We start from the raw sequence: 11806 nt of genomic DNA, 5'->3' as shown, positions 1-11806 counted from the left end.
CGGGGCAGGACCGCGAAGCGGCGGGTGCCGGGCCGCCTCCAGGCCCGGCACCCGCCGCTCGCGTGTTACGCGGGTTCGATCCAGAGGTTGCGGTAGCGGACATTGGCGCCCGGGTCGCCGTGGTCCTGCAGGCGGATGGGCAGCATGTCCGGTCCCTCGGCGGCGCCGTTGCCGGTGGGACCGTCGATCGCGACGTTGTTGTGCACCGTCGTGCCGTTCCACACCACGGTGACGCGGGCGTCCTCGGTCTTGGTCGTGCCGCTGTAGCGGGCGGCCCGGAACGTGATGTCGTAGGTCTGCCACGTCTCCGGGGCCGTCCCCGCGTTCGTGGACGGCGCTCGTTTCAGATAGATCGCCGCGCTGTCGTTGTCGGCCGGGGTCGCTTTGCCGTACGAGTCGAGGATCTGGACCTCGTAGCGGTCCTGCAGGTAGATGCCGCTGTTGGCCCGGGCCTGCCCGGTCACGTCGGCCGGCAGGTTCGGCAACCAGAACTCGGCGTGCAGCTTGAAGTCGCCGAAGGTCTGCTTGGTGCGCAGGTCCCCGCCGAGGACCTCGGCCGAGCCGCCGGAGATCGGCCAGGTCGGTGCGCTGCCGTCGGCGTTCTGGAAGGCCTGCAGGTTGCCGCCGTCGAACAGCGTCACCCGGCTGGTGCCGTTGTGGGTCCATTTCTGCTGGGTGACGTTCGCCGGCGTCCAGATCTGGAGCTGGGTGCCGTCGGCGCTCGCACCGCCCGCGGCGTCGAGCACCTTGCCGGACTGCGGGTTGAGCAGCGACCCGTCGGCCTGGGCCTGCCACACCTGCGCGGCGCTGTTGTTGCAGGTGAACAGCTGCACCTTGGTGCCGTCGGCGGTGCCGCCGTTGTCGATGTCCAGGCACTTGCCCAGCGCCCGCAAGGTGTCACCGTTGCGGGTCCAGCTCTGCGCGGAGGAGTTGTTGCAGGTGTAGAGCTGGATTTTCGCCTTGTCGGCGTTGCTGGCGTTGTCGACGTCGACGCACTTGCCGCCGATGCCGGTGAGGGTGCCGGTCCGCGGGGTGGTCGCCGTGCTGCCCCCGCCGGCGCCCACGGTCAGGCTGTCCAGGTTGACGTTGCCGATGTCGCCGGTGTCCATCCTGTAGGCGATCGTGTTGCCGCCGGCCCGCAGGGTCACGGTGTCGGTCCTGGTCGCCCAGGTGTCCCAGTTACCGGTGTCGGCCAGGCTGACCTGGCTCACCTTGCTCCCGTTGACGTACAGGCTCAGGGTCTTGGCACCGGCCGACGGGTTCGGGCCGTTGCTGAAGCGCAGCCCCACCGGGTACGACCCGGCCGACGGCACGTCGACGCTGAAGGTCGTGGCCGCACCGGCCGAGCCGTAGCCGGCGACGAAGCCGGAACCGGTGTAGCCGGTGTGGTCGGAGGCCACGCCCGCGGTGCCGCTGAGGCCGGCGTTCTCGGCCTCGACCCGGTCCGTGCGCAGCGTCGTGCCGTCGGCGAGGCTGTTGAGCGTGTACCAGGCCTCGGTGCTCCACAGCGAGGTGCCCGACGTCGAGGTGAACGGGCGCGGGGAGCGGACGTGCACGACCCGGCCCGGCTTGAGCCCGTTGAGCTTGAGCGTCACCTTGAGCCGGTCCGCCGACAGCGTCGCCGACGCCACCGCCAGTGACTCCTCGTCGACCTTGGGGCCGCCGTAGGACGGGGTCGGGACGTAGCGCCACTGCTCGGCCCGGTACCGCGCGGCGAGCTGGGCGGCGGTGCTGTCCGACACCGGCTGGGTGTACTCGAGCTCGAAGCCGCCGGCGACCGCCCGCATCGCCTTGATGTCGAAGACCGCGGTCCCGTTGGGCGTGAGCTTCTGCAGCCCGTACGTGAGCTTGCCCTCCTGGCCCCAGTTGCCGCCGGCGCCGAGCCCACCGTAGTAGAGCGCGCCGTCCGGGCCCTGGCTCAGCCGCAGCACGCCCGACTCCAGGCCCTGCGTCAGGCGGAAGACCGCACCCTGGTACTGGCCGTTCACCTTCTCCAGGAAGGCCCGCTGGATGCCGCCGTACGTGACGTCGCCGAAGAGCATCTGGCCCGAGTACGGTCCCGAGTTCAGCATCACCGGGGTGCTCGGCGAGTTGGCGATCTCGTTCTGCGGCAACCACAGCACCGGCTGGGTGACCGGCTGGTTGTCGAACGGGCCGTCCGGGTTGGTGTAGTGGTTGAAGAAGCGGTTCGGCTTGATCTGCACGAGTTTCGAGGCGGGCAGCCAGCCGCCCTGGTTGTCCAGGACGAAGATGTCGCCCTCGGGCCCCCAGCCCAGCCCGTCGGGGGTGCGCAGGCCGCCGGCGACGTACTCCACCGCACCGGTCGAACGGTTGATCTTCAGGCTGGTGCCGCGGTTCGGTGAGCCCTGCGGCTGGGTGGTGGCCCCGCCGAGGTCGATGGAGACGGACAGGTTCAGGTAGAAGTAGCCGTCCTTGTAGAGCAGGCCGAACGCGAACTCGTGGAAGTTGCCGTCGAACGGCCAGGTGGCGACCCGGCGGTACTGGTCGGTGACGCCGTCGCCGTTGGTGTCGTTGAGCTCGGTGAGCTCGTGCTTCTGCGACACGTAGATCTTGCCGTCGACGATCTTCAGGCCCATCGGCTCGCGCAGCCCGCTCGCGACCTTCTTGTACGTGACCTGGCTCGGCGACGTGCTGCCGGTGACGCCGCTGAGGACGTACACCTCACCGGCCACGGTGTCGCTGCCGCCCCAGGTGGCGATGGCCAGGCGCCCGTCGGGGAACCAGTCCATCGCGCTCACCTGCGGCTGGAAGCCGGCCGGGCGCAGGTTGGTGAGCGTGTAGCCGGGGTGCACGGCGTTGAGCGGCAGGCCGTCGCCCGGGCTGTCCCCCGCCGTTTCGCACTCCTTGCGCCCGGGCGCGGTCACCCGGACCACGCCGGCGTCGGTGCTCAGCGCCGAGCCGGGCACGAGCGTGAACGCGGTGGCGCCGGGCTGGCGCCATTCCAGGGTGAGCTGCTGGCCGCCGGTCGCCTCGAAGTAGTCGATGTGCAGGCTGTGGTATCCGGTCGTGAGGGTGATGCCACCCTCCATCGAGGTCACCCCGTGCAGCCCGTCGTGGTTGATGACGGTCGCGCCGTCGATCAGCAGCCGTGAGCCGTCGTCGCTGGTGAGCCGGAACGTGTACAGGCCGGCAGTGGGGATGGTGACGTTGCCGATCACCTCGGCCTGGAAGTTGTCCTCGACGCCGAAGTCGGCTGCGGTGCTCCAGTTGACCGTCGGCATGAGCTTGTCGACGTTCGGGGTCTGGCCGGACTTGAGGGTGCAGATCCGGTCACGCGCGGTCTGCAGGTCGAAGGTGCGCAGCGTGACGCCGGGCTGCTGGGGCGGGACGGCCGCAGCGGCGGGGACCGCTTGCAGCAGGCTGGTCAGCAAAGCGGCGCCGACCAGCAGAGACATACGGGGACGGGTGAACATCGACATTCTCATAGAGCGCTCTCCCCAGACACCGGGACGGTCGGGATCGAGGGTCGACGACCATCGATGTCTGGACGCTAGGCTCCTTCTGCATCAAAGTCCACAACTTTGGTTATGCAGCTATGAACTTTTGCATTTTTCTTCAGAAGTCAGTCCGTCAGGTGAGCGCCGATCTCCGTCTCGCTGACCCGGGTGGGCTCCAGCACCCGGTGCAGGAACCCGCGGGTGCGCTCCTCGCGGGGGCTGCCGAACACCGTGGCCGGTGGGCCCTGCTCGACGATCACCCCGTCGTCCATGAAGACGACGCGCGCGGCGACCTCCCGGGCGAAGGCCATCTCGTGGGTGACCACGAGCATGGTCATGCCCTCGGCGGCCAGGCCCCGCATGACCGCGAGCACCTCGCCGACCAGTTCGGGGTCGAGGGCGCTGGTCGGCTCGTCGAACAGCATCAGCTGCGGGTCCATCGCCAGCGCCCGGGCGATGGCGACGCGCTGCTGCTGGCCGCCGGACAGCTGCGCGGGATACGCGTCCGCCTTGTCGGCCAGACCGACCCGGTCCAGGTTCACCGAGGCGATCCGGCCGGCCTCGGCCCGGCTGCGCTTGAGGACCCGCCGCTGCGCGATGGTGACGTTCTCCCGCACGGTCAGGTGACCGAACAGGTTGAACTGCTGGAACACCATGCCGATGCCCCGGCGGACGGCATCGATGTCGCAGTCCGGGTCGGTGACCTCGACGCCGGCCACCCGGATCGTGCCCGCGCTGGGCTCCTCCAGCAGGTTCACACAGCGCAGCAGCGTGGACTTGCCGGAGCCGGACGGGCCGATGACGCAGACGACCTCGCCCGGATCGACCGAGAGGTCGATGCCGCGCAGCACTTCGAGCCGGCCGAAGGACTTGTGCAGGCCGGCGATCTCGATGGTGGACATCGTGCTCACCTCTCTCTCCGGGCCCGGCGCTCCAGCCCGCGGACCAGCTGGGACAGTGGCAGGGTGATCACGAGATAGAGCAGACCGGCCACCACGAGCGGGGTCGGGTTGACCCGCGTGTTGAGCGCGTCGCCGGCGAACTTGGTCAGCTCGATCGTCGTCGGGGTCACGCCCAGGACGTAGACCAGCGAGGTGTCCTTGGTCAGCAGGATGATCTCGTTGGTCAGCGGCGGGATGACGATCCGGAACGCCTGCGGCAGCACGATGGAGATCATCGCGCGGGTGTGCGACATGCCGAGCGTACGGGCGGCCTCGAGCTGCCCCTTGGGCACCGCCTGGATGCCGGCCCGGATGGTCTCCGCCATGTAGGCGGCGGCGGTCAGGCCGAGACCGACGGTCACCGAGCCGTAGACCCCGCCGGGGATCTCCCGGTCCGGGAAGGCCAGCGGCACGCCGTAACCGACCATGAACAGCACCAGCAGGGCGGGCAGGCCGCGGAACAACTCGATGTAGGCGGTGGCGAGCCACCGGTACGGCAGGATCGACGACAGCCGCATCAGGGCCAGGACCAGCCCGACGGTGAGACCGAAGACGAACGCCAGCAACGTGTACGCGATGGTGTTGCGCAGCGCGACGGTGACCGCCTGGGGGAACATGCTCCCGGCGACGTCGAGCCGGAAGAACGCCTCGGACAGCCGGCCCCAGTCCGCCGCGCTCACCGCGGCCACGATCACCAGCGCGAAGACGACATAGCCGGCGACGCGGACGATCCGCTGCCGCCGGCGACGGCTCATGACCATGTCGCGGATCAACCGACCGGCTTCTCGCCGATCCAGCTCTTGTAGATCTTGTCGTACGTGCCGTCGGACCGGGCCGCCGCGAGGGCTTCGTCGACGACCTTGAGCAGCGCCGCGTTGCCCTTCTTGACCGCGAAGCCGTACTGCTCGCCGGTGTCGAAGCCGGTCGCGACGACGACCTTGCCCGGGTTGGCCTTGATGTACTCGTTCCACACCGGCAGGTCGTTGACGGCCGCGACGATCTGGTTGGTGGCCAGCGCCTGCTGCAGCGCGGCGAGGTCGCGGTAGGACACCACCTCGATGTCCAGCTTCTTCTGCTTGACCTGGGCGTTGATGTACTCCTCGCCGGTGGTCCCGCCCTGCACGCCGAGCCGCTTGCCGGCCAGCTCCTCCAGCGTCTTGACCTCCTTGCCGGTGAGCACGGCGAGCGCCTGGGTGGCGTCGAAGTACGGGTCGGAGAAGTCGAGCACCTTCTTGCGTTCCTCGGTGATCGTCATGCCGGCCGCGGCGATGTCGCACTTGCCGGCGTTGAGGTCGGAACCGGACTTGATGCCCTCGAACGGCGTGTCCACGATCTCCTGGGTCACCTTGAGCTTGGCCGCGACCAGGTCGACGAGGGCGACGTCGAAGCCGACGACCTTGCCGGACGCGTCCTTGGACTGGAACGGCGCGTACGGAAGGTGGGTGCACGTGGTCAGCACCCCGGACTTCACCAGCGCCACGCCGCTGTCGGTGGTGCCTCCGGTGTCCTCCTTGGCGCAGCCAGCAACGCCGCTGATCGCCAGCACCGCGGCGGCCGCGAGGGCCGCCGCGCGACTCGTTCCCTGCATGTTCATGGTCTTCTCCCGGTCCCGGCCCACGCCCGCGGCGGGCGATGCCAGGTTAGTCCAGGGCGATCAAGAGCATCTATGCCCTACGGGAGGACGAGGTCTTCGACACAACGATCTTCAGGACAGCAGCTCGACGTAGCCGGCGGTGCCGTGCACCCGGATCCGCCGGCCGTCGCGGATGAGCCGGGTCGCCCGCGGCACGGCGACGACGGCCGGCAGGCCGTACTCCCGGGCGATCACGGCGCCGTGGGTCATCTGGCCCCCCACCTCCGTCACCAGGCCGGCGATCCCGACGAACAGCGGCGACCAGCTCGGGTCCGTGAAGGGCGTGACCAGGATGTCGCCCGGTTCCAGGTCGGCCTGCGCCAGATCGAGGACGACCCGGGCCCGGCCCTCGACCGTCCCGCCGGAGACCGGCAGCCCGGCCAGGGCACCGGCCGGCAGGTCGTCGCGCCGGTACGACCCCGCGATCCCCTCACCGTCCGAGGTCAGCACCCGCGGCGTCGTGAGCGCCTGGTACGCCCGGAACTCCTCCTTGCGCCGCGCGATGAGCCGCTCGTCCACCCGGCGCGTCCGTACGACGTCGTGGAGCTCCTGGAAGGTGAGGTGGTAGATGTCCTCCTCCCCGGCGAGCACACCGTCCCGCACGAGGCGCCCGGCCTCGTCCAGCAGAGCCTGCTTGTAGAGGAAGTAGCGGCAGATGACGCCGTACTTGGGGTACTCCCGGTAACCGATGAAGGTGCGGACCCGGTCGATCATCCGCTCGGTCTCGCCGGCCTTCTGCTCGCCGTCCGGCAACGCGCGCAGACGTTCGAGCACCTCCCGGGCCTTCTCCTGCGCCTGCCGCCGCCCCTGCTCGAAACGCCGCCCGGCCGCACCCGGCTCGAAGTTGCGGACATTGTCGAGGATGACCGGCACGAGCGTGCCGGGGCGCTCCCGCCAGCGTGGCCGGGTGATGTCGATCTCGCCGACACAGCGCATGCCGTACCGGTCGAGGTAGGCCTCGATGGCGTCGCGCGCCTCGGTCCCGCCCGCAAGCTTGGGCAGCTCCTCCAGGAACCCCTCGTCCCCGACGCCCCGCAGTAACGCCACCACCTCCGGGTACGGGCGGATCACGTCGGCGACGTCCAGCAGTGCCAGCCCCATCTCCGACGTGATGTTGCCCGGGGCGGACAGGGTCAGGGTGTCGGCCGCGTTCTTCTCGCCCAGCCACTCCTGCAGCCGGTCGTTGAGCCACCAGGTGGCCTCCATGCCGGCCATGATCGCCTGGATGCTCACCGGATCACTGAGGACCCGCTTGTGCTCCTCGAACGCCTCCAGCAGGAAGTCGAACAGAGCCGGCCCGGTCCGCGTACGGATGTCGCGCTGCAGGGCAGCGACCGACGCCTCGCTGCGAGCGATGAGCTCGGTGACGATGGCCGGATCGGTCTCGATCGGGGCGGGCCCGGTTCCGGCGGCCGGCCGGCCGGGACCCGCGTCCGGGGACAACGGGACGAAGTCGCGGCTGAGGACGGTCTCCAGTGCGTCCCGGGTCAGCGGATCGGACCGGCCCGCCATCTCCAGCAGGCCGGTGCGGCCGGCCGGCGTGGCCAGGGCCCGGGTGACGTCGACGAACAGCCTCCCGCCGGCCTCGTGCATCGGCGCCATGGCCGTCAGCTGCCACATGGACCAGCCCAGGGGCCGCATGGCGTCGGTCATCATCTGCTGGTGACCGACGGACAGGTACACCCGGTTCACCTGGTCGTCGGCGGCGGGCACGGGGAACAAGGTCGTGATCGGGCGGCTCTGCACGATCCGGAAGCCGTCCTCGGCCAGGCACCACTCGATGTCCTGCGGGCGGCCGAAGTGGGCCTCGATCCGCCGTCCCAGTCGTACGAGCTCCAGGACCTGCGGGTCCGTCAGCGCGGGCTGCTCCTGCCGGTCTGCATCGATCGCCACCTGCTGCGTACCGCCGCCGGGCCGGGCCTGCACGGCCCGCTCCTTCGCGGCGATCGTCCGGGCCACGATCTCGTCCCGGCGCACCCGGTAGACGTCCGGGTTGACCAGGCCGGAGACCAGGGCCTCGCCGAGGCCGAAGCCCGCGTCCACAGTGGCGGTCCGCCGGTCTCCGGTGACCGGGTCGGCGGTGAACAGGATGCCGGAGGCCCGCGGGAACACCATCCGCTGCACCACCACGGCCATGCCGACCGTACGGTCGTCGATGCCGTTGCGCCGGCGGTAGATCACGGCCCGCTCGGTGAACAGGGAGGCCCAGCACCGGCTGACGTGTTGCAGGATCGCCGCGGGCCCCACCACGTTCAGATACGTGTCCTGCTGGCCGGCGAAGGAGGCCGTGGGCAGGTCCTCCGCCGTCGCGCTGGACCGTACGGCGTAGGCGGCCTGCTCGCCGTGCTCCACGAGCGCGCCGGTGATGTCCGCAGCGAGATCCTCCGGGACGGTGATCCCCTCGATGCTCCGGCGGATCTCCGCGCTCAGGGTGCGGATCCCGTCCCGGTCGTCCGGGTCCAGGCCCGACAGCTGATCGAGCCGGCCGCCGGTCGACGGCGCCTCCGCCAGGATCCGCCGGAAGGCGTCGGTCGTCACGCAGAAGCCGGCCGGCACCCGGACGCCGTCGAGCCGGGACAACGCCCCCAGCTGCGCGCCCTTGCCACCGGCCACCGCAGCCCGCGTCCCGTCGATCCGGTCGAGATCAAGCACGTACCGCCCGGTCACCGGGGCAGCTCATCGGCCGACAACATCCGCACGTCGTGTCCCCATTTCCGCAGGTGGTGGTCTCGGCGGACGATTCTGCGCCACCACCGGGGTCTTGCCGCAAGCCCCCCACTGCGCTATACGTTAGAAGTGGCAGGGAGATCTCTCCTTGCCTTTGCTTTTATCTCACCCGCCACTTCTTCCCGGGCCCGGCTCAGGGCAGGAAACGCACCTCGGGGAAGGCCCGGCTCGGACCGTCGAGCAGGTGTCCTCGGCGGTGGCGCAGGTGCCGGTCGAAGAAGGCGAGCGGGTACGCCTGCTGGATCCGTACCGCCCGGGCCGGGTCCAGAGTGCCGATCCAGCCGGCGAGCTCGTCGTCGCTCATCCCGGTGATCGTCGCCAGCTGGGGAACCAGCCACTGGTGGTCGCAGTACGCCCCGTGCAGCCCGCCCTCCGCCTGCACGTTGAGCCGCCAGCCCCGCAGCAGCGACCAGAACTCCTCGACACTCGGTTCGGCGGCCCGGTTGAACTCGGCGGTCATCAGCATGAACGGCCGGTCGAGCCCGGTCACCGGCGGCTGCGACTGCATCGGGCCGTCCAGGCTGAGCCCGGCCCGCACCCGCCGGTCGGTGTTCATGACCAGGGCGGTGGCCGTCGCGCCCTTCGACCAGCCGAACATGCCGACGCGGCGCGTGTCCAGCGTGGCCCCCAGACCGGCCGGCAACCGGCGGCGCCCGGCGTCGGGGTTGCGTCCGGCTACGAGGTCCTCGATCCGGTCGAGCACGAAGCGGACGTCGTTCGCGTGGTCCCACGGCGTCACCGGTACGTCGTCGCCGGGCACGGTGAGCCGCCCGCCGGGGAACTCACTGTAGGAGTCGTACGGATGGTCGACCGTCACCACGGCGTACCCGTGGCTGACGAGTTCCTGCACCACGATGGTGGTCTCCGAGCGGTGACCGCCGGAGCCGTGGGAGAACACGATCACGGGCCGGCGGTCCCCACCCCGCAGCACGGGCGCATCCTCATGCCCGGCCGTGCGGGGTCCGGCCGCGACCTCGGGATCGAAGCCGTTGTCGGCCAGCAGGGCCCGCAGCGGCGCGGCGGTCATCCACGGCGCCACCGGATGACTCCGGGCGCCGGGAGCGGCGGGATACCAGACACTGATCATCAGCTCCCGGTGCCCCCGTCCGGTGACCGGGTCCGGGCGGGACCGGTCGACCAGGTGCAACGACACGGTGCCGATCCGGTGCGGCCCGGTGGGTGCGGGCAGCTTCAGCCGTACGGGGCCGGGCGCGGCATGGGCCGTTCGGGCCGGGCCGGCGCCGAGCGGCACGGCGACGCCGGTCGCGATCGCGGCGGTGAGCAGGTGCCGGCGGGTCAGGGCGGTGGTCATCAGTCCTCCGGGGTGTCGGTGCTCTCGATCTGGGTGATGAGCAGCTTCAGCCGCTTGATCTCCTCGGCGAGCGCGGTGCTGCCCGCGGCGGTCAGCGTGATCCAGGTGCGGCCACGCCGGCCCTCGTAGCCCTTCTCCACGTCGATGAGGCTCGCCATCTCCAACACGCTCAGGTGCTTGGAAAGGTTGCCGGCGGTCAGGTCCAGTTGATGGCGCAGGTAGCTGAACTCGACCCGGCGGGCCTCATGGGTGATGGCGAGGATCCCCAGCCGCACCCGCTGGTGCACGACCTCGTCCAGCCCGGTGACCGGATGCCCGGACGCCGTCCGCGGCTCCGGCGCCTCGGCGGTCACCGATGCCGCCGGCGGGCCACCGCGAAGCCGGTCGCGCCCAGCAGCAGCACGATGCCGCAGATGACCTGCGGGATCGCGAAGTCGGTCCGGATGCCCCAGGCGGTCCCCCACCCCTCGTTGGTGGGCAACGTCAGCGCCACCGCGAGATATCCGAGGGTGAACAGCAGCAACGCGAGGTTGCGTTCCACCCGGGCCAGCACCAGCAGCGCGACCCCGATGACCCCCCACGGCGCGATCAGCCGGTCCACCACGAGCACCCAGGACGGGAACCGCACCGGGTGGTCCGGGAAGTACAGAGCGGCCGCCACCCAGGCGGCGGTGAACAGGACGGTCAGGGCGGCGCCGGTGATCGCGTACGGCAGCACCCGGGCGCCCAGCCCCCGCGCCCGGGCGGCCCGGATGTAGCTGATCGCGATCCCCGCGTACGCCAGCACGAGGGCGGGCGGCCAGTAGAAGAGCACGCCGCGCCGGGCGAACTCGCAGCTGCCGTCCGGGGCGCAGTTCAGCCGCATGCCGAACCAGTCGAACGGGATCCCGGCCAGGGTCACCAGGCCCAGCACGAGCAGCGCCAGCCAGGTCAGCCGCTGGTCCAGGCGTACCCGGCGGGTCAGGCCCCGGACGTCCGACAGAAGCCGGCGGGGGTCGCCGCCGGCGGACATCGATTCAGTGGTCATGCCAACAGGTTTCCACGGCAAACCGATTTGCGCTAGCTCTCAAGCCGTGGCGAACGGCGCGGGTTCGGTCACCGGCAGCTCCTCGATCGATCGCCGCTCGCCCCGGGCGATCCCGCCGTCGGGGCCGGGCCGACCGTAGCGGCGTTGTCCGGGAAAGCTGACATTGCATTCCAGGCCGTCAATGGCGGAAATCAATTACCTGTTATGACCGGCGCATCGAGAAAGTCGCTGATCCGCTGATGCCGCCCTGACCAGGAACAATGAAAGACATCGAAGGATGCCACTTGAATGCGTGGAAACAATCTGGCAATCTCTCGCATCAGGCTGTTAACGCTCTCATCTTTTTCGTGGCCGCTGGGGGGACCGACGTATCCCCGCCATTCGCCGTCCTCGCCGCGCCGGAAAGGCACATCTCCTCATGAAGCTCCGAACCTCCTCAGGAAAACGACGCATGCTGCTGCTCTCGGCAGCGACCGCGGGTGTGGTCGTCGCCGCCAGCATCGCGGTCGTCGGCTCCGCCGAGGCCGCCAGCACGCTGGGCGCTTCCGCGGCCGCCAAGGGCCGCTACTTCGGTGCGGCGATCGCGGCCGGCCGGCTGGGTGATGCGACCTACACCCGGATCCTGAACAGCGAGTTCAACGCGGTCACCCCTGAGAACGAGATGAAGTGGGACGCCACCGAACCGGCCCGGGGCAGCTTCACCTACAG

The 11806-nt window shown here is 70.3% G+C and carries 10 protein-coding genes; 1 reads left to right on the top strand and 9 read right to left on the bottom strand.

Annotated elements, in window-relative coordinates; genetic code table 11:
- Window positions 1-65 precede the first annotated feature (65 nt).
- The 9 genes from ACWEOZ_RS31490 to ACWEOZ_RS31450 all read right to left on the bottom strand — a co-directional run bounded on the left by ACWEOZ_RS31490 (window position 66) and on the right by ACWEOZ_RS31450 (window position 11293).
- Window positions 66-3416: a family 16 glycoside hydrolase gene (locus ACWEOZ_RS31490; RefSeq protein ID WP_451914295.1), complete on the bottom strand. Its 3351-nt coding sequence runs from the start codon at window positions 3414-3416 to the stop codon at window positions 66-68.
- 167 nt (window positions 3417-3583) lie between these two features.
- The gene (locus ACWEOZ_RS31485; protein ID WP_451914294.1) at window positions 3584-4360 is read right to left on the bottom strand and encodes an amino acid ABC transporter ATP-binding protein; all 777 of its coding nucleotides are present in this window, start codon (window positions 4358-4360) and stop codon (window positions 3584-3586) included.
- 5 nt (window positions 4361-4365) lie between these two features.
- Window positions 4366-5172 (bottom strand): amino acid ABC transporter permease, encoded by an 807-nt coding sequence (locus tag ACWEOZ_RS31480; protein WP_451914293.1) that lies wholly within the window; start codon window positions 5170-5172, stop codon window positions 4366-4368.
- A complete protein-coding gene (locus ACWEOZ_RS31475) occupies window positions 5169-5993 on the bottom strand; it encodes an ABC transporter substrate-binding protein (protein WP_451914292.1) in 825 nt (274 codons plus the stop codon). The genes ACWEOZ_RS31480 and ACWEOZ_RS31475 overlap by 4 nt, the downstream gene beginning before the upstream one ends.
- A gap of 111 nt (window positions 5994-6104) precedes the next feature.
- Complete coding sequence (rph, locus tag ACWEOZ_RS31470) at window positions 6105-8699, bottom strand: rifamycin-inactivating phosphotransferase (protein ID WP_451914291.1); 2595 nt, start codon at window positions 8697-8699, stop codon at window positions 6105-6107.
- A gap of 193 nt (window positions 8700-8892) precedes the next feature.
- On the bottom strand, window positions 8893-10071 hold the full coding sequence (locus ACWEOZ_RS31465; protein ID WP_451914290.1) for an alpha/beta hydrolase family protein: 1179 nt from the start codon (window positions 10069-10071) through the stop codon (window positions 8893-8895).
- Window positions 10071-10424 (bottom strand): transcriptional regulator, encoded by a 354-nt coding sequence (locus ACWEOZ_RS31460; protein WP_451914289.1) that lies wholly within the window; start codon window positions 10422-10424, stop codon window positions 10071-10073. Before ACWEOZ_RS31460 ends, ACWEOZ_RS31465 begins: the two co-directional genes overlap by 1 nt.
- Window positions 10421-11098, bottom strand: a complete 678-nt coding sequence (locus ACWEOZ_RS31455; protein ID WP_451914288.1) for a hypothetical protein — start codon at window positions 11096-11098, stop codon at window positions 10421-10423. Before ACWEOZ_RS31455 ends, ACWEOZ_RS31460 begins: the two co-directional genes overlap by 4 nt.
- Before the next feature lie 39 nt (window positions 11099-11137).
- The gene (locus tag ACWEOZ_RS31450) at window positions 11138-11293 is read right to left on the bottom strand and encodes a hypothetical protein (RefSeq protein WP_451914287.1); all 156 of its coding nucleotides are present in this window, start codon (window positions 11291-11293) and stop codon (window positions 11138-11140) included.
- 256 nt (window positions 11294-11549) lie between these two features.
- Between ACWEOZ_RS31450 and ACWEOZ_RS31445 the strand changes: the two genes are divergently transcribed.
- On the top strand, window positions 11550-11806 hold a 257-nt coding region (locus ACWEOZ_RS31445; protein ID WP_451914286.1), incomplete at its 3' end, for an endo-1,4-beta-xylanase.

The sequence above is a fragment of the Actinoplanes sp. NPDC004185 genome, from assembly GCF_053603475.1.
The sequence above is the reverse complement of the archived record's forward strand: the minus strand, read 5'-3'. Positions and strand labels throughout refer to the sequence as shown.

Bases quoted from the DNA above. Each gene is read 5' to 3' on its own strand.
- ACWEOZ_RS31485 (WP_451914294.1), bottom strand. From the start codon at position 4,360: ATGTCCACCATCGAGATCGCCGGCCTGCACAAGTCCTTCGGCCGGCTC.
- ACWEOZ_RS31465 (WP_451914290.1), bottom strand. From the start codon at position 10,071: ATGACCACCGCCCTGACCCGCCGGCACCTGCTCACCGCCGCGATCGCG.
- ACWEOZ_RS31475 (WP_451914292.1), bottom strand. From the start codon at position 5,993: ATGAACATGCAGGGAACGAGTCGCGCGGCGGCCCTCGCGGCCGCCGCG.
- ACWEOZ_RS31490 (WP_451914295.1), bottom strand. From the start codon at position 3,416: ATGTCTCTGCTGGTCGGCGCCGCTTTGCTGACCAGCCTGCTGCAAGCG.
- ACWEOZ_RS31455 (WP_451914288.1), bottom strand. From the start codon at position 11,098: ATGACCACTGAATCGATGTCCGCCGGCGGCGACCCCCGCCGGCTTCTG.